17 protein-coding genes are annotated in these 18653 nt (G+C 51.9%); 1 reads left to right on the top strand and 16 read right to left on the bottom strand.

What is annotated here, in order from left to right; translation table 11 throughout:
• Positions 1-131: 131 nt before the first annotated feature.
• Both glmS and glmU read right to left on the bottom strand, forming a co-directional pair.
• Positions 132-1964 carry a glutamine--fructose-6-phosphate transaminase (isomerizing) gene (glmS, locus tag FY046_RS21030; protein WP_133844839.1) on the bottom strand — a complete coding sequence of 611 codons (1833 nt, stop codon included), beginning with the start codon at positions 1962-1964 and terminating at the stop codon, positions 132-134.
• A gap of 172 nt (positions 1965-2136) precedes the next feature.
• Positions 2137-3507, bottom strand: a complete 1371-nt coding sequence (gene glmU / locus FY046_RS21025) for a bifunctional UDP-N-acetylglucosamine diphosphorylase/glucosamine-1-phosphate N-acetyltransferase GlmU (protein ID WP_133844841.1) — start codon at positions 3505-3507, stop codon at positions 2137-2139.
• A gap of 393 nt (positions 3508-3900) precedes the next feature.
• Between glmU and FY046_RS21020 the strand changes: the two genes are divergently transcribed.
• Positions 3901-4278, top strand: coding sequence for a T6SS amidase immunity protein Tai4 family protein (locus tag FY046_RS21020; protein ID WP_133844843.1), 378 nt, complete (start codon positions 3901-3903; stop codon positions 4276-4278).
• An 84-nt stretch (positions 4279-4362) separates the two neighbouring features.
• Here FY046_RS21020 and FY046_RS21015 read toward each other — a convergent pair whose 3' ends face one another.
• From FY046_RS21015 to ovoA, 14 genes are all read right to left on the bottom strand, one after another.
• Positions 4363-4782, bottom strand: coding sequence for a F0F1 ATP synthase subunit epsilon (locus FY046_RS21015; RefSeq protein ID WP_133844845.1), 420 nt, complete (start codon positions 4780-4782; stop codon positions 4363-4365).
• Between the two features lie 68 nt (positions 4783-4850).
• Positions 4851-6233: a F0F1 ATP synthase subunit beta gene (atpD, locus tag FY046_RS21010; protein ID WP_133844847.1), complete on the bottom strand. Its 1383-nt coding sequence runs from the start codon at positions 6231-6233 to the stop codon at positions 4851-4853.
• Between the two features lie 35 nt (positions 6234-6268).
• Entirely contained in the window at positions 6269-7138 is an 870-nt protein-coding gene (gene atpG / locus FY046_RS21005) for a F0F1 ATP synthase subunit gamma (protein WP_133844849.1), read from the bottom strand.
• A 54-nt stretch (positions 7139-7192) separates the two neighbouring features.
• On the bottom strand, positions 7193-8734 hold the full coding sequence (gene atpA / locus FY046_RS21000; protein ID WP_133844851.1) for a F0F1 ATP synthase subunit alpha: 1542 nt from the start codon (positions 8732-8734) through the stop codon (positions 7193-7195).
• Between the two features lie 14 nt (positions 8735-8748).
• Positions 8749-9282, bottom strand: coding sequence for a F0F1 ATP synthase subunit delta (gene atpH / locus FY046_RS20995; protein WP_133844854.1), 534 nt, complete (start codon positions 9280-9282; stop codon positions 8749-8751).
• Positions 9283-9293: 11 nt separating this feature from the next.
• Positions 9294-9764, bottom strand: a complete 471-nt coding sequence (gene atpF, locus FY046_RS20990; protein WP_062744106.1) for a F0F1 ATP synthase subunit B — start codon at positions 9762-9764, stop codon at positions 9294-9296.
• A 100-nt stretch (positions 9765-9864) separates the two neighbouring features.
• The gene (gene atpE, locus FY046_RS20985) at positions 9865-10104 is read right to left on the bottom strand and encodes a F0F1 ATP synthase subunit C (protein ID WP_003849523.1); all 240 of its coding nucleotides are present in this window, start codon (positions 10102-10104) and stop codon (positions 9865-9867) included.
• A 50-nt stretch (positions 10105-10154) separates the two neighbouring features.
• On the bottom strand, positions 10155-10967 hold the full coding sequence (atpB, locus tag FY046_RS20980) for a F0F1 ATP synthase subunit A (RefSeq protein ID WP_133844856.1): 813 nt from the start codon (positions 10965-10967) through the stop codon (positions 10155-10157).
• 8 nt (positions 10968-10975) lie between these two features.
• Entirely contained in the window at positions 10976-11356 is a 381-nt protein-coding gene (atpI, locus tag FY046_RS20975) for a F0F1 ATP synthase subunit I (protein WP_133844857.1), read from the bottom strand.
• A gap of 825 nt (positions 11357-12181) precedes the next feature.
• Positions 12182-12802, bottom strand: coding sequence for a 16S rRNA (guanine(527)-N(7))-methyltransferase RsmG (gene rsmG, locus FY046_RS20970; protein WP_167863235.1), 621 nt, complete (start codon positions 12800-12802; stop codon positions 12182-12184).
• Positions 12799-14688, bottom strand: a complete 1890-nt coding sequence (gene mnmG, locus FY046_RS20965; protein ID WP_133844861.1) for a tRNA uridine-5-carboxymethylaminomethyl(34) synthesis enzyme MnmG — start codon at positions 14686-14688, stop codon at positions 12799-12801. Before mnmG ends, rsmG begins: the two co-directional genes overlap by 4 nt.
• A 466-nt stretch (positions 14689-15154) precedes the next feature.
• Positions 15155-15595 carry an FMN-binding protein MioC gene (mioC, locus tag FY046_RS20960; RefSeq protein ID WP_133844863.1) on the bottom strand — a complete coding sequence of 147 codons (441 nt, stop codon included), beginning with the start codon at positions 15593-15595 and terminating at the stop codon, positions 15155-15157.
• Between the two features lie 261 nt (positions 15596-15856).
• Complete coding sequence (gene asnC, locus FY046_RS20955; RefSeq protein WP_133844867.1) at positions 15857-16318, bottom strand: transcriptional regulator AsnC; 462 nt, start codon at positions 16316-16318, stop codon at positions 15857-15859.
• A gap of 125 nt (positions 16319-16443) precedes the next feature.
• Positions 16444-18603, bottom strand: a complete 2160-nt coding sequence (gene ovoA / locus FY046_RS20950) for a 5-histidylcysteine sulfoxide synthase (RefSeq protein WP_212815743.1) — start codon at positions 18601-18603, stop codon at positions 16444-16446.
• Between the last annotated feature and the right edge of the window lie 50 nt (positions 18604-18653).

The following is an 18653-nucleotide window of genomic DNA, read 5'->3' as shown; positions in this document are numbered from 1 at the left end:
AGAACCTAAGAACGTTCATTGTAAGGAAAGGAGTAACGGGAATTTGTACAAAAAAAGTCCGGCCGACTGACGGAGCAGTCATACCGGACTTTTGAGCAGCACGCAGAGTTCACCTGCGTGCAGGGCGGGGCTTATTCAACCGTAACGGATTTTGCCAGGTTACGCGGTTGATCCACATCAGTGCCTTTGATCAGCGCCACGTGATAGGACAGCAGCTGTAGCGGCACAGTGTAGAAGATAGGCGCAATCACCTCTTCCACATGCGGCAACGGAATAATGCGCATGCCTTCGCTGTTGGCAAAACCGGCATCAATATCGGCGAAGACATACAGCAGACCACCACGGGCGCGCACCTCTTCGATATTTGACTTCAGTTTCTCCAGCAATTCATTATTCGGTGCCACCACAATAACCGGCATATCGGCATCGATCAGCGCTAACGGACCGTGTTTCAGTTCACCTGCAGCATAAGCTTCAGCATGAATGTAGGAGATCTCTTTCAGCTTCAGCGCACCTTCCATCGCGATCGGATACTGATCGCCACGGCCGAGGAACAGCGCATGATGCTTGTCCGAGAAGTCTTCCGCCAGTGACGCGATCAGCTCATCCTGTGACAGCATCTGTTCAATTCGGCTTGGCAGCGCCTGCAAAGAGTGCACGATATCGTGCTCAACCTGCGGATCAACGCCTTTCAGACGACCGATTTTCGCCACCAGCATCAGCAGCACCGTTAGCTGAGTGGTGAAGGCTTTGGTCGACGCTACGCCGATTTCGGTCCCGGCTTTGGTCATCAGCGCCAGGTCGGACTCACGCACCAGCGATGAACCGGCAACGTTACAAATCGCCAGAGAACCAAGGTAACCCAGCTCTTTCGACAGGCGCAGTGCTGCCAGGGTATCCGCCGTTTCACCCGATTGAGACAGGGTGATCAGCAGGCTGTTTTTGCGTACTGCCGATTTGCGATAGCGGAATTCAGACGCAATCTCAACGTCACACGGCACGTTGGCCAGCGACTCAAACCAGTAACGGGAAACCATACCGGAATTGTATGAGGTGCCGCAGGCAACGATCTGAATGTGCTCAACGTTGGCCAGCAGCGTATCAGCTTGCGGACCCAGCTCGGAGAGATCGACTTCACCGTGGCTGAAACGACCACTCAGGGTGTTTTTAATCGCGACAGGTTGCTCGTAAATCTCTTTCTGCATGTAGTGGCGGTAAACCCCTTTGTCGCCAGCATCATACTGTGCGTTCGATTCGATCTCAGCACGTTTTACCTGATGTCCCTGACGATCAAAAATGGTCACATCACGGCGGGTGATCTCCGCAATATCGCCCTCTTCCAGGTAGACAAAACGACGGGTCACGGGCAACAGCGCCAGCTGATCGGAAGCAATGAAGTTTTCACCCACGCCGCGGCCAATCACCAGCGGGCTACCGGAGCGGGCAGCCACAATAACCGACGGATCGCGGCTGTCCAGAATCACCATGCCATAGGCACCGCGTAGCTGTGGGATCACCCGCTGTACAACTTCACGCAGCGAGCCACCAGCCTGTTTCTGCTCCCAGTGCACCAGATGCGCCACCACTTCGGTATCGGTTTCTGAGGCAAAGGTATACCCCCGCGCAATCAGTTGTTCGCGCAGCGGTTCGTGATTCTCAATAATGCCGTTGTGAACAATGATGATATGTTCAGAGATATGCGGATGGGCATTCGCTTCCGAAGGTTCGCCATGCGTGGCCCAGCGCGTGTGCGCAATACCCGTTCCCCCCACCAGCGAGGTGGTTTCTGCTGCTTCAGCCAGGTTCTGCACCTTACCCAGACGGCGCAGTCGGGTGGCGTTACCCTGTTGATCAACAACGGCCAGACCCGCAGAGTCATAGCCCCGGTATTCCAGACGACGCAGCCCTTCAAGCAGGATTTCTGCAATATCACGCTGCGCTACAGCACCAACAATTCCACACATAATTATTTTCCTGACATGATGGCGGTAAGCCATCAGCGTTGTCTTCTGACCTGATTATTCCCGTATATTCGGGTTCCCCGAGCCTTGTAGAGAGTGGGGATTATTTTTGTATTGACTGCATTTACAACAAAAACAGAGGGTGAGGCATGCCTCACCCCTTCATAAAATGGGCTTACTTTTTCTTTTCCGGGCGCTGCCAGCTTGCCTTCAACTGCTGTTCTTTACGGTTATACACCAGGCCTGCTGCCGGAACGTTTTTCATAATGGTGGTTCCGGCTGCGATGGTGGCACCCGCAGCTACCGTTACCGGTGCGATCAGCTGGGTATCTGAACCGACAAACACATCATCACCGATGATCGTTTTCGATTTATTGACGCCATCGTAGTTGCAGGTAATGGTGCCTGCGCCAATATTCACATTAGCACCGATTTCCGCATCACCGAGATAACTCAGATGGCCCGCTTTAGAGCCTTTACCCAGGCGCGCTTTTTTCATCTCGACGAAGTTGCCCACATGCGCCCCTTCAGCCAGCTCAGTGCCCGGACGCAGACGCGCGAATGGCCCGACAGTACAGCCTGATTCCAGCTGCGCATCTTCAATCACGCTGTACGGGCTGATAACGCTGTCATCAGCAATCACGCTGTTTTTAATCACACAGCCGCTACCGATTTTCACCCGGTGACCCAACGTGACCTTGCCTTCGATGATCACATTGGTATCAATCACCACATCACGGCCGTGTATCAGTTCACCCCGCAGATCGAAACGCGCCGGGTCGAGCAACATCACCCCCGCCAGCAGCAGTTTTTCAGCCTGCTCAGCCTGATACACCCGCTCCAGCGTTGCCAGTTGCAGACGATTATTGACGCCCTCGGTTTCCGTGGTTCTTGCCGGATGCACCGCCGCGATCTGACGGCCTTCCTGATGGGCCAGGGCGATAATGTCGGTAATGTAGTATTCGCCCTGCGCGTTGTTATTGTCCAGCTTGCTCAGCCAGCGCTTAAGATCGGCGCCGTTAGCCAGCAAAATGCCGGTGTTGATTTCGTTAATCAGCAATTGTTCAGGCGCAGCATCTTTCTGTTCGATAATGCCGACCACCTGACCCGCTTCACGGATAATACGTCCGTAACCGGTTGGGTTATCCAGAATGACGGTCAGCAGGCCAATGCCGCCAGCGGGCTTTGCCACCTGAAGCTGGCGTAGCGTGTCCACGGAGATCAGTGGCACATCGCCATACAGCATCAAAATGTCTTCGTCATCGGCGAAGTGAGGGGAGGCCTGCTGCATAGCATGGCCCGTTCCCAGCTGTTCCGCCTGCAACACCCAGTTGAGCGAGCTGTCAGTCAGCGTTTGTTTAAGCAGCTCTCCGCCGTGACCGTAAACCAGATGCACATGCTGAGCGCCCAAATGATTCGCTGCATCAATAACATGTTTGACCATCGGTTTCCCGGCGAGGGTATGCAGAACCTTCGGGAGATCGGAGTACATTCGGGTTCCTTTACCAGCGGCAAGGATCACCACGCTCATAGCACTGTTTGACATACGCGTCCTGAATCTGTTTAGTGAGAGAAGTAAATCGATTTATCCTTGAAAATTCTACATATTTTGCAGTAAAAAACGTACCGTCCGAAAAGTCTCGATTCGCAGATGATTTCCACCCTTTATCGCATCATAAAGCGCGGCTGACAGGGTAAATCTATCGATTTATGCCCAGTTTAGCGTGCAAAAATTGCTATGCCACTGGTTTATCGCTTATTTCACCAAGCGAACGAAGAGCGCATCCCGCGACGACTCAGCCCGGGAGTGATTAAAAGGGCCCAGAGAAGGGACATCGTGCTCGTTTTCATGGAATCGACTCTGTATCTGGAAACGCTGTTTAGAATACTCTCAGGACTCAATGGGTATAAGTTCCCCCGAACTCAACGGAGTACAGTGATGAATTTTAAAGTAACAGGACTCCTGTTGTTACTCTCTTTCCCTGCTATTTCGCAAGGTAGTCAACGTGATGCAGGAAAATACAATCTAGAAAACTTTGCCTTAAGCCAATGTCTGGCGAATGGTTTTTCTGATAAAAGCGTAAAAGAAGATGCGCTGGCTGCGGTGGGGGCTTACGTTGAACTGGGATCCTATCCCGCTGAAGCTTACGAAGAAGCCACCGACCTTGTTCATCAATTTCTCAACAAGAAATATGTGAGTAAAGAGGGGCATTCAGAGCTTATTGTGATGAAGTGTATTGATTTATCCCGAAGCAATGAGCTGATGGTGATTAAACAAAAATATGCGCACTCCACCACTGATAACCTTAAGCCTTAGCCCAGGTTCTGTGGATAAATCTGAGTCAGACAATAAAAAAAGCCGGTCAGTTTCCTGACCGGCTTTTTGATGTTTAAACCTGAATTACATCGCTTTTTTGGTCAACTCGATCACGCGCAGTTTGGCGATCGCTTTAGCCAGTTCCGCAGACGCCATCGCGAAGTCAACATCACCGTGAGAGCTGTTCATATGCTCTTCAGCTTTGCGTTTCGCTTCCAGCGCGCGAGCTTCATCAAGATCGCTGCCGCGGATCGCTGTGTCAGCCAGTACGGTAACCGCACCCGGCTGCACTTCCAGTACGCCACCGGAAAGGTAAATAACCTCTTCGTCGCCGTGCTGTTTAACGATGCGAATCATACCAGGCTTAATGGCGGTCAGAAGCGGGGCGTGGTTTGGGCGAATACCCAACTCACCTTCGCTACCTGATACCTGGATGCTCTGTACAGTGCCTGTGAACATTTGCAGTTCTGCGCTGACAACGTCCAGGTGAAATGTCATAGCCATTGTTAATCTCCTGGGAAACTTTCCCCTTCATACTTCAGACAACGTGCCGAAATAGTCGGGGGAGACGATTACAGTTTCTTCGCTTTTTCCACGGCTTCTTCGATAGAACCGACCATGTAGAAAGCCTGCTCTGGCATATGGTCGAATTCACCTTCCATGATGCCTTTAAAGCCACGGATGGTATCTTTCAGAGACACGTATTTACCCGGGGAACCGGTGAATACTTCTGCCACGAAGAACGGCTGGGACAGGAAACGCTGCATCTTACGAGAGCGTGCTACCACCAGTTTGTCTTCTTCAGACAGTTCATCCATACCCAGGATGGCGATGATGTCTTTCAGTTCCTGATAACGCTGCAGCAGTGACTGAACGCCACGCGCAGTGTCATAGTGTTCCTGACCAACAACCAGTGGATCCAGCTGACGGCTGGTTGAATCCAGTGGGTCAACCGCCGGGTAGATACCCAGGGAAGCGATCTGACGGCTCAGTACCACGGTTGCATCTAAGTGAGCAAAGGTGGTGGCTGGAGACGGGTCAGTCAAGTCATCCGCAGGAACGTAAACGGCCTGTACAGACGTGATTGAACCGGTTTTGGTCGAGGTGATACGTTCCTGCAGAACGCCCATCTCTTCCGCCAGCGTTGGCTGATAACCTACCGCAGAAGGCATACGACCCAGCAGTGCTGATACTTCAGTACCGGCCAGGGTGTAACGGTAGATGTTATCGATGAACAGCAGAACGTCACGACCTTCGTCACGGAACTTTTCAGCCATAGTCAGGCCAGTCAGCGCGACGCGCAGACGGTTTCCTGGTGGCTCGTTCATCTGGCCATAGACCAGGGAAACTTTATCGATAACGTTAGAGTCGGTCATTTCGTGGTAGAAGTCGTTACCCTCACGAGTACGCTCACCCACGCCAGCAAATACCGAGAAACCTGAGTGTTCTGCCGCGATGTTACGGATCAGTTCCATCATGTTTACGGTTTTACCTACACCCGCACCACCGAACAGACCGACTTTACCGCCCTTAGCGAACGGACACATCAGGTCGATAACCTTGATGCCGGTTTCCAGCAGTTCCTGCGAGTTAGACTGATCTTCGTAAGAAGGTGCTGCGCGGTGAATTGCCCAACGCTCTTCTTCGCCGATGTCGCCTTTCATATCGATTGGCTCACCCAGCACGTTCATGATACGGCCGAGTGTTGCCACACCGACAGGGACTTCAATTGGGTGCTGAAGGTCAACCGCTTCCAGGCCACGTTTCAGGCCGTCGGAAGAACCCATTGCGATGGTACGAACCACACCGCCGCCCAACTGCTGCTGAACTTCCAGCACCAGACGAGCATCACCATTTTTAACCTCAAGGGCGCTGTACACTTGTGGTACTGCGTCCTGAGGGAATTCGACGTCAACTACGGCGCCGATTACCTGGACAATCTTTCCAGTAGCCATCTTGAATCCTCTACCTAAATTCTGCGTATACCTGGTTAAACCGCGGAGGCCCCACCGACAATTTCGGTAAGTTCCTGGGTGATGCTGGCCTGACGAGCTTTGTTGTATACCAACTGAAGCTCTTTGATCAGGTTTCCGCCGTTATCGGTCGCGGCTTTCATCGCCACCATTCGCGCGGCCTGCTCGCTGGCCAGGTTTTCAACAACACCCTGGTAAACCTGAGACTCGACGTAGCGACGCAGTAATGTATCCAGCAGCGCTTTCGGATCGGGTTCATACAGATAGTCCCAGGTACTCTTCTTCACAACGCCTTCCGCATCATCTGCTGGCGGTAACGGCAGCAGCTGTACGATCTGTGGAGACTGAGACATGGTGTTGATAAATTTGTTGCTGACAATAAACAGCTTGTCGAGACGGCCTTCATCGTATGCTTGCAGCATCACTTTGACCGGGCCAATCAGGTCGGACAGCGCAGGTTTATCACCCATTCCGCTTACCTGAGCAACCACGTTGCCGCCAACAGAACCGAAGAATGACTGACCTTTAGAACCGATAACCGCCAGATCGCTCTCGACGCCTTTATCAGACCAGGCCTTCATATCTGCCAGCACTTTTTTGAACAGGTTAATGTTCAAACCACCACAAAGCCCGCGGTCGGTAGATACGACCAGATAGCCAACGCGTTTAACGTCGCGCTCTTCCAGGTAAGGGTGCTTGTATTCCAGATTACCTAACGCAATGTGACCAATCACTTTGCGCATGGTCTCTGCATAAGGACGGCTGGCCGCCATGCGTTCTTGCGATTTACGCATTTTGGAGGCGGCGACCATTTCCATCGCTTTGGTGATCTTCTGCGTGTTTTGCACGCTGCCGATCTTACTACGTATCTCTTTTGCGCCGGCCATAAGCTTCTCCTCAAAGCCTTGCGGCCTGCCCCCTAAGGGACAAGCCGCCAGACATTACCAGGACTGGGTTGCTTTAAACGTTTCGAGGAGGCCTTTCAGCTTCTCTTCGATTTCGCCGTTATAGTTACCAGACTGGTTGATATCAGCCATCAGCTCTGCGTGATCGCGATCAGCAAATGCCAGCAGTGCTGCTTCGAAGCTACCGATTTTCGCCAGTTCGACGTCATTCAGGAAGCCGCGCTCGGCAGCAAACAGAACCAGACCCTGCTGCGCTACTGACATCGGCGCATACTGTTTCTGCTTCAGCAGCTCGGTCACTTTCTGACCGTGACTCAGCTGTTTGCGGGTTGCTTCATCCAGATCGGATGCGAACTGAGAGAACGCAGCCAGTTCACGATACTGTGCCAGAGCGGTACGAATACCACCGGACAGTTTCTTGATGATCTTGGTCTGAGCAGCACCACCAACACGAGAAACGGAGATACCCGGGTTAACTGCCGGACGAATACCGGAGTTAAACAGGTTAGTTTCCAGGAAGATCTGACCATCAGTAATCGAGATTACGTTGGTTGGAACGAACGCAGAAACGTCACCCGCCTGGGTTTCGATGATTGGCAGCGCGGTCAGTGAACCGGTTTTACCTTTCACTTCACCATTGGTGAAACGCTCAACATAGTCGGCGCTCACACGGGAAGCACGCTCCAGCAGACGGGAGTGGAGGTAGAACACGTCGCCAGGGAAGGCTTCACGACCTGGTGGACGGCGCAGCAACAGAGAAACCTGACGGTAAGCAACAGCCTGTTTAGACAGGTCATCGTATACGATCAGAGCGTCTTCGCCGCGGTCACGGAAGTATTCGCCCATGGCGCAACCGGCATACGGAGCCAGGTATTGCAGAGCAGCAGACTCAGAGGCAGTCGCAACAACAACGATGGTGTTAGCCAGCGCGTTGTGTTCTTCCAGTTTGCGTACCACGTTAGCGATGGTAGAGGCTTTCTGGCCGATAGCAACGTACACACATTTGATGCCTGAATCGCGCTGGTTGATGATCGCATCGATCGCCATCGCGGTTTTACCGGTCTGACGGTCACCGATGATCAGCTCACGCTGGCCACGGCCGATTGGAATCATTGCATCGACAGATTTGTAACCGGTCTGTACAGGCTGGTCAACGGACTGACGATCGATAACACCAGGTGCAATCACTTCGATCGGTGAGAAACCGTCGTTGTCGATAGCGCCTTTACCGTCAATAGGTGCACCCAGGGTGTTCACCACGCGGCCTAACAGACCACGGCCAACCGGCACTTCCAGGATACGGCCAGTACACTTCACCTTCATGCCTTCGGCGAGGTCAGCGTATGGGCCCATCACAACTGCACCAACAGAGTCACGCTCCAGGTTCAGTGCGATTGCGTAACGGTTACCCGGCAGGGCAATCATCTCACCCTGCATCACATCGGCCAGGCCGTTGACGCGGATGATACCGTCACTTACAGAAACAATAGTACCTTCGTTGTGAGCTTCGCTCACTACATTGAACTGAGCAATGCGCTGCTTGATCAGTTCGCTGATTTCGGTGGAATTCAGTTGCATATGCTCCAGTCCCCTTAAGACTGCAAGACGTCTGCGAGGCGTTCAAGACGACCGCGTACGCTTCCGTCAATGACCATATCACCCGCTCGGATGATTACGCCTGCCATTACAGACTTATCAATTTTGCAATTCAGCTTAACTTTGCGTGACAGACGTTTTTCCATCGCGCTGCTGATTTTGGTCAGCTGTTCATCGCTCAATGTTGTGGAAGAGATAACTTCAACCTCGGCGGTCGCATCATGTGCGGCACGCAGTTGGATGAACTGTTCCAGAACAGCGGCAAGCGCAGGCAAACGTTTGTTTTCAGCCATCACCTTAATCAGGTTTTGACCGGCTTCGTCGAGTTGGTCACCACAGATTGCGATGAACGCGCCAGACAACGCTTCCGGCGCCAGAGCGCCGGAAAGAAGTTCTGATACCTGTTCATTGCCAGCCACTTCGGCGGCAAACGCTAGCATCTGCTGCCAGCGATCGATACTTTGATGTTCAACCGCAAAGTCAAAAGCGGCTTTAGCGTAGGGGCGAGCTACGGTAGTAAATTCAGACATCAGCCCCTCCCTTACAGTTCAGCGACCAGTTTATCAACGATGTCGCTGTTAGCAGCTTCATCCACGGAACGTTCAATGATTTTCTCGGCGCCGGCAACAGCCAGCATCGCGACCTGCTTGCGCAGCTCTTCACGTGCACGTTTGCGTTCGGCATCAATTTCTGCCTGCGCCTGAGTGACGATCTTGCTACGTTCCTGTTCAGCCTCAGCTTTAGCTTCGTCCAGGATCTGAGCGCGGCGTTTGTTCGCCTGCTCGATGATTACCTGAGCGTCTTCTTTCGCTTTTTTCAACTGATCGGTCGCATTAGCCTGCGCGAGATCCAGATCTTTCTTGGCACGTTCAGCGGAAGCAAGGCCTTCAGCAACTTCTTTCTGGCGCTTTTCGATAGCGGCCATAAGCGGCGGCCATACGTACTTCATGCAGAACGCTACGAACAGGATGAACGCGATAGCCTGGCCGAGGATTGTTGCGTTAATGTTCACAGCACAATGCCTCTTGTTAAGTTAACGTTTTCTGCCGCTGTGATGACAGCGGCAGAATCCGTTCATCGCTATACGTGAGTACGGCGATGAACAAACGGTTTTACGCGACAGCAAACATCACGTACAGACCCAGACCAACAGCGATCATCGGGATTGCATCCACCAGACCCATTACAACAAAGAACTGCGTACGCAGCAGAGGAATCAGATCCGGTTGGCGTGCGGCGCCTTCCAGGAATTTGCCTCCGAGGATGCCGATACCGATCGCAGCACCGATTGCCGCCAGGCCCATCATCACAGCGGCAGCCATGTACAGCAGATCCATATTCAGGTTTTCCATGACAGTCTCCAGTTTGTTTCAGTTAAAACGCAGTAGTGTTGAGAAAAAAATCAATGTTCTTCAGATGCCATCGACAGATAGACAATCGTTAAGACCATGAAAATGAAAGCCTGCAACGAAATGATCAGTATGTGGAAAATGGCCCAAGGCACACTCAGAATCCACTGTGACCACCACGGCAACAGACCGGCAATCAGGATAAAAATCAATTCACCCGCATACATGTTTCCGAACAGTCGCAGACCCAGAGATACCGGTTTGGACAGCAGGCTCACACCTTCCAGAATCAGGTTGATCGGAATGAACACAGGGTGGTTGAAGGGTTGCAGAGTCAGCTCTTTAGTAAAGCCGCCAATGCCTTTCATCTTGATGCTGTAGAACAGAATCAAAATAAATACGCCAAGGGCCATCGACAACGTAACGTTCACGTCAGCAGAAGGCACCACACGCATCGCTGGTAGCCCCATCATCCCGGCGATATGCGGCAGCAAATCGATAGGTAACAGGTCCATAAAGTTCATCAGGAACACCCAGACGAAAACCGTCAGGGCCAGCGGAGCGATTAGTTTGCTTTTACCGTGGTACATGTCGCGCACGTTGTCGTCAACGAAACCAACAACTAACTCAACAGCGGCCTGTAATTTGCCTGGCACGCCGCTGGTCGCTGATTTCGCCACTTTGCGAAACAGCACCAGGAACACCAGTCCCAGCACCACAGAGAAAAACATGGAGTCGATATTTAATACCCAGAACGACGGTGCGTCGTGCGGATTCACTAGCTCGAAGGTACGCAGGTCCAACTGAAGGTTCTTCAGGTGGTGGCCTATGTATTCTTGCGGCGTAGAGATTTCTCCTGCAGCCATGATGCCTCTTACCCTTTGTTGTTAATTACAGCCGGTGCGACGATTTGCACAATCAGCACCGATAACCAGGCCAGTCCCAGCGGCGTAAACACCGCCTTAAACACTCCCAGCGCCACGATAATCACGAGGATCGTAACGAAAACTTTCAGCGCTTCGCCTAGCGCAAAAGTCCAGGCAAGCCGTCCCGTTACTTCATGCCCCGCCTGGTGGCGCCAGGCAAAAATCATAAACAACACGTTTGGCAGCCAGGCTGCCAGCCCGCCGGCAAGGGCGGACACGCCCCAGGTCAGATCTTTAAAGGAAAACAGCGCACCGATTACGACGAAGGTCGCCAACTGCCACAGCAGTATGGTTCGGGCAAATTTAACTCTGTAAAGGGACACTGACATGTCGCTGAAACTCTCCTGCCCCGAAAGGGGTATGTCGCGTGTCGTATAAAACTGCCTTTGCTCTTTTGAGTCAAGCAGCAAAAACCGTGCAAATTATACGGTGCGCACCTGTGATTTCAATCGATAAGTAGAGAAAAGGTGAACAATTATTTAAATTTCTTTCCAGCAGCCTATTTTCCAAAACCAATGACAACGGCTGCTTATCGACTTTTTTCTGCAATGCCCGCGAATCCATGCTTACAAAGCGTGCGGAAGATCACAAATTAGTAATGTAATGGCGGAGAATCAAACTGCCTTTTGAATGAACTTGAATAACATAACACCAATAAAATGATTAAAATCAGATAGATAATTATAATTTTTGTAAAAACACACTGTTATCTCGATTAAAAGCTTTTATTGACATCTGTAGCAAATATTTAACATCGACCCGGTCATCACTCACGCTAATTTATTAGCGCGATATATTTTCCTGCGTGACTATTTTATCCCTGTCGCACCACGAAAATATGACTCAAGTGATAACTAAATGTGAAAATAACGTTAAATGTAACAGAGGTTTTCAGATAATTTCCGCTGAGTGATTTAACCCGATGGTAACAGCTCCGTCCAGGCAAATTTTCGCAAAAAAAATCATGGGATGAGCATATTCTGAATACCCACATTTTAAATGTGCTATTGATATACCAAAAAGTCATATAATTTCAGGGGTTAACTATCACTGAAATACCGTTTTTTCTGGTTAAAAAGGCCAATAATTGCGAAAAAAAAACCCATCAACGCTAAAAAAACAGGCTGACAGGCCAGGTTCGCACAACGTCAAAATCAGGCAGAAGGGGCAATAATCACCAAATGGCGCTCACCTTCGAGCTGAGGAACGCTCAGTGGGAGAACGTTTTCCACCGTCAAACCGACAGGTAATACCGCGATTTCATCTTGAGGCAGCACACCTTTTAACGCGTAAAAACGACCCTGTGGACCCGGCAGATGATGGCACCAGGTGACCATATCCGTCAGCGAGGCAAAAGCTCTGCTGATCACGCCATCAAACGGCGGCTCGGCAGGAAAGTCTTCTACACGGCTTTGTACCGGTGAAATATTTTCCAGCTTCAGCTCATGCTGTACCTGTTTAAGGAAGCGTACGCGCTTGCCCAGGCTGTCCAGCAGCGTGAAATGAGACTGCGGCCTGACAATCGCCAGTGGAATGCCAGGTAATCCAGGCCCGGTACCCACATCAATAAACCGATCGCCTGACAGATGAGGCTCCACCACAATACTGTCAAGTATATGGCGTACCAGCATCTGCTCAGGGTCACGTACTGACGTCAGATTGTAGGCTTTATTCCATTTATGCAGCATTTCCACATAACCGACCAGCTGTTGTTTCTGCTGATCGGACAGGGAAATACCGGCGCTTTTTAGCAATACGGATAATTTATTAATCATGCGCTTTTACGTAAAAGCCCCTGTTTTTTAAGATAAATAAGTAAAATTGAGATGGCTGCAGGTGTAATCCCAGAAATACGTGACGCCTGGCCAATTGACCCTGGCTTATGATCGTTAAGTTTCGCGATCACTTCGTTAGAGAGGCCGCTGACCTGACGATAATCCAGATCAACAGGTAACAAGGTGTTCTCATTGCGTAACTGACGATCGATCTCTTCCTGCTGACGGACAATATAGCCTTCGTATTTGACCTGGATCTCAACCTGTTCAGCCGCCTGAGGATCGGTTAATGCCGGGCCAAAGTTGCTCAATGTCATCAGGTTCTGGTAAGTCATTTCCGGGCGGCGCAGCAGATCTTCACCACTCGCTTCTTTCGTCAGGCCTGCGCTCAGGAGTGTATTCACCTCAGCAACGCACTCTGATTTCGGATGTACCCAGATATCTCGCAGACGCTGGCGTTCCAGTTCAATGCTTTCCAGTTTCTCGTTGAAACGAGCCCAACGGGCATCGTCCACCAGACCCAGTTCACGACCCGCAGCCGTCAGTCGCAGATCGGCGTTATCTTCACGCAGCATCAGACGATATTCAGCACGTGAGGTAAACATGCGGTACGGCTCTTTTGTGCCGAGTGTGCAGAGATCGTCAACCAGTACGCCAAGGTAGGCCTGATCGCGACGCGGTGCCCAGGTGTCTTTGTCAGCAGACAGACGCCCGGCGTTCAGACCCGCCAGTAACCCCTGTGCAGCGGCTTCTTCATAACCTGTGGTGCCGTTGATCTGTCCTGCAAAGAACAGACCCTCAATATATTTGCTTTCCAGCGTCGGTTTCAGATCGCGTGGATCGAAGAAATCGTACTCAATGGCATAGCCAGGACGAACGATTTTGGCATTCTCCATTCCCTGCATAGAACGTACGATCTGCATCTGAACGTCAAACGGCAGACTGGTAGAAATGCCATTTGGATAAATTTCGTTGCTGGTCAGCCCTTCCGGCTCCAGGAAGATCTGGTGTGCATTGCGATCGGCAAAGCGCATCACTTTGTCTTCGATCGATGGGCAATAGCGTGGACCGATCCCTTCGATCACCCCGGCATACATTGGGCTGCGATCGAGATTATTGCGGATCACATCGTGGGTTTTTTCGTTGGTGTAGGTGATGTAGCACGGCACCTGTTGTGGATGCTGGCTGACATTACCCATAAACGAGAACACTGGCATCGGCGTATCACCATGCTGCGGAGCCAGAACGCTGAAATCAATGGTTCGGGCATCAATACGCGGAGGGGTTCCGGTTTTCAGACGTCCTACACGCAGAGGAAGTTCACGCAGACGCTGTGATAACGAGATGGAAGGCGGATCACCAGCACGTCCACCGCTGTAGTTGTCCATTCCGATGTGAATTTTACCATCAAGGAACGTTCCTACCGTCAGCACAACGGCCTTGGCACGGAACTTCAGACCCATCTGGGTGACGGCACCCACGACACGATCGTTTTCGACAATCAGATCTTCAACCGCCTGCTGGAAGATCATCAGGTTGGGCTGATTCTCCAGTGCTGTACGTACCGCCTGACGATACAGTACACGATCGGCCTGAGCACGGGTTGCTCTCACTGCCGGACCTTTGCTGGCGTTTAGTATCCTAAACTGGATACCCGCCTGGTCAATGGCATGAGCCATCAGCCCGCCCAGTGCGTCCACTTCTTTTACCAGATGTCCTTTTCCGATACCGCCGATCGCTGGGTTGCAGGACATCTGCCCCAGTGTGTCGATGTTATGGGTCAATAACAGGGTTTGTTGACCCATACGGGCAGCAGCCATCGCTGCTTCCGTTCCCGCATGACCACCACCGATTACGATGACGTCAAAAGGATCTGGATAAAACATGGTACTGCACCTCGCGGTTTGTGCGAATTAAGGGAGTGTTGCTGAGGGCGTGGATTCTACTCAACTTTAGACGATGGCGAAAGCACCGGGATCTTTGTGTATTAAAAAGAAGATCTTTTTTATTTAGAGATCTCTTTATTAGATCTTCTATTAGGATCGACGATCTCTGTGGATAAGCCTTTTTTGCTGATAAGGATCAAGTGATTAGACAGGATCATTAGCTGTTAATGATCGGTGATCCCACACCGTATAAGCTGGGATCTAAATGGCATGTTATCCACAGGCTCAGCCAGGTACTCATGTTGTCCTTGGGATAAACACCGGTTATTAGACGGTATTGAGCCTAGTTATCCACAGTTGAATGCGTTAAAACCAGGCAAAAAAGGGCAATATTTACAAAACTCAGGATCGAAAAAGGCCAGTTTTGCGGCTCGGGCAGAGGATCTCCGGCCGATCCGGGCAAGAGTTAGATCAGTTCTTTCCAGCTTTCTACCCAGACACCGGCAGGATCTTCGGGAATCTCATGTTGCAGCACATCTATATCCAGTCGATCGCCAATACGCTGTGCTCCCAGTGATGTCAGCAGCTCGTCAAACTGGATAATGGCACCGCAAAACAGATCATATTCACGATTACCAATGCCTACAGCCCCGTAACGCAGGTTACTCAGATCCGGTTGCTGTTCCTTTATGGCTTCAAACAGTGGCTGAATGTTATCGGGCAGTTCACCGGCACCGTGGGTAGAACTCACCACAATCCATATCCCTTCCATTTTCAGCTCTTCCAGCTCCGGCCCATGCAGTGTTTCTGTTGTATGTCCTGCTTCTTCAAGCTTCTCAGCAAGATGATCGGCCACATATTCTGCGCTGCCTAAGGTGCTGCCACTGATTAAGGTAATGTCGGCCATGATGAGATCCCTGAATGATAATGGCGGGCATTGTACTCTGTGATCACCATGGGATCTACCTGTGGATAATTAAGGGTATTACTGCCAGGCACCTGGCTTGTTGGCCAAGTTCCAATCCGGGCAGTGCTCGCGCTCCTCACGTACTTCAGTACGCTGCGGGTGCTGTGCGCTGCCCGGATCGAAACTGACGGCACCGTCGACGGTGCATGACGAGGAGGAGATCTGAGAAAACATTCTGGTGTGGATAACCTTATGCACCGATCACGGGATAATGGTGCGCATAATCGGGTTTTGCAGGGAGATCAGGGTTTCGGTGGACTGGATTTCATCGATGGTCTGGATCTTGTTGATCAATACCTGTTGCAGGGCATCGATCGATCGGCACATGACCTTAATAAAGATGCTGTAGTGCCCGGTGGTGTAATACGCTTCGACCACTTCATCCAGTGCTTCCAGTCGCGCCACTGCTGACGGATAGTCTTTGGCACTTTTCAGAATGATGCCGATAAAGCAGCAGACATCATAACCAAGCTGCTTCGGATCTATCTCAACGCGCGTTCCTTTAATGATCCCCGCCTGCTTCATCTTCTCCACGCGCACGTGGATGGTGCCGGGGCTGACGTTGAACTGCTTGGCCAGTTCGGCATAGGCGGTACGGGCATTCTCCATCAGTGCATTGAGAATGCCGCGGTCGAGATTATCTGGCTGCATATTTTCCGGCATAGTGACTCCGAGATTGAATGTTATTCAATGAACAGAGTATTAATGTGCGGGATCGTGAACAGAATGGCAATCAGAGTGCCGATATGACAGCGGGCACCGAAGGGTGCCCGCCGGAGAATAAAAGATTAACGTTTACGCCACAGTGTCACCTGAGCGACGGTGTGCTGGTACTTACGCGCCGTTTCGCGGATGACAAACGGCACATCCTGTGCGGGTTCGATCTCCTCAAAATCGGGTGCCAGCAGGCGCTGCAACGCCTGGTAAGTCGATAGCGCCTCACCGTTTTCACGAATGCCTCCCAGCCAGTTTTCCTTCGGCGTGAAGTCTTCCAGCCACGTATAAGGAGAAGAGAGCATCAGCACACCGCCGGGGCGGATCATGCGGGTGATGTCCTGCAGGAAGCGACGTGGCTGGCGCAGACGATCAATCAGGTTCGAAGCCAGCACCAGATCGAAGGGTTCAGCCTGCGGTTTCAGGTTACAGGCATCGCCCTGTACAAACTGAATACGGCTGGCCTGTTCAGTACCGAGGTCAATATCCTTCAACTGTACCTGTCGGTATTCCACCAGCTCGCCCTCTTCCTGGGTGACGTAGCGGAACTCTTCGCCGCTGGTGAGCTGTAATGCCACGTCGATAAAGCGTGCGGAATAGTCCATTCCCACCACCTGGCCGAAATGACGTGCCAGTTCAAAACTCGCACGTCCTGTGGCACAGCCAATATCCAGTGCCCGCTGACGCTGGTTTGTGACACCGCAGGCTATCTCAACCAGCACTTTCGCGTAGTTGGCCACGCCGAAGTATTCCGGCCCGTACTGGAAGTCGAGGTACTGTGACACCATGCTGTCGGTTTCATAGGGGTTACTGGCCCGGCTTTCCTGATGATCGGAGACCACATAGCGGAAACCCGCGTGCTGGAAGAAGTGGCGGCGAAAAGCGTAGCGTGCCGACTTTAGCGCTTCATTCCCCGTAGAGATCCAGCTGCCGCCTTTGATCAGCGAATGCTTACCATCAAACGTCGGCGTGGAGAAGTCATCATATAAAGGATGGACGCGGAAACCTTCAAAACCTGAAATGGGTGTGGTCGTCCATTGCCAGACGTTACCGATCAGATCGAAAAACTCACCCTGAGCAAAACGATCGACCGGGCAGGATGAGGCCCAGTGGGAGAGATTGATATTACCCGGTGCGTTATCCCAGTCAGGCTGATCGCCGGCCACCTTCTCACGCAGCAGCATCCATTCGCTTTCGGCGGGAAGCTGAACAGACTGGCCTGTCACTTCGGCTTTCCAGCGGCAGAATGCCGCAGCTTCAAGCTGATTGACTTCGGCTGGCCAGTCCCAGGGCATCGGGACTTCTTCCGCCATCAGGCGGAGCTTCAGCGTTTCCGGCTGGTCTGCATGACCAGTCCAGAAAGTGGGTTGGCTGGCTTTCGCGAATTCACGCCAGCCCCAGCCTTCGTCATCCCACCAGCGTGGTGTCTGATAGCCACCCGCCGTCACGAAGTCGAAGAACTCTGCGTTACTGACCAGCATTTTACTGGCCTCGAAAGCCTTCACGTCGGTGATGCGGCTGCCATACTCGTTATCCCAGCCGTAGGTGTCATCGGTTTTTCCCTGAGTGACACGTCCTGCGGCAACACTGATCAGGCTGTTATGCGGCACCGTCTGACGCTCATGGCGCGCATCCGGACACACCGGCCAGTGTGGCTGCGGTTTGACCCATGCCAGCGGCAACTGTCGAATCAGCACGCTGGAGGTTTCAAGATGGATACGCTCATGTTCGATGCCCATCAGGATAACCCAGGCCGGGCTATCCCAGGTGATCGGCAGCGTTAGCGGCATCTCACGGATCAGCTGTTCAACGCGGGCGCGCACTTTACCGCGATAATCGCGCAGTTCAGCGACCGATGGCCAGGCATAGTGACTGGTGTCGAGGTCATCCCAGCTCATCTCATCGACGCCGATGGCCATCATCGCTTCAATGCTATCGTCGGTACGGTTGTCGAGCAGGCGAGCTGCCATCAGCTTATTGATATAGAACGTGGCGGTGTGACCGTAGTAGAAGATCAGCGGATGCCGTAGTGATATCGCTTTGGTTGTCCACGCCCGTTCATCCGCCAGGCAGTCAAACAGGCTTTCATACAGCTCCCATGTCTGGCGGAAGTAATTGAGCAATTGCTGACGTTTTTGTTCCGGGTCATTGCCGGTTAACTGCAGCGTGCGGGTTGGGGCAGGTAATCCTGTCTGGTGTTGTTGCGAAGTCACGTGATGCTCCCATCTTGCCATGTGGCTAAAGCGTATACATCACTATAGCAAATAAGCTTTGTCAGATTAGG

The organism is Erwinia sp. 1181_3 (assembly GCF_052824965.1).
This window is presented reverse-complemented; position numbering and strand designations above follow the sequence as displayed.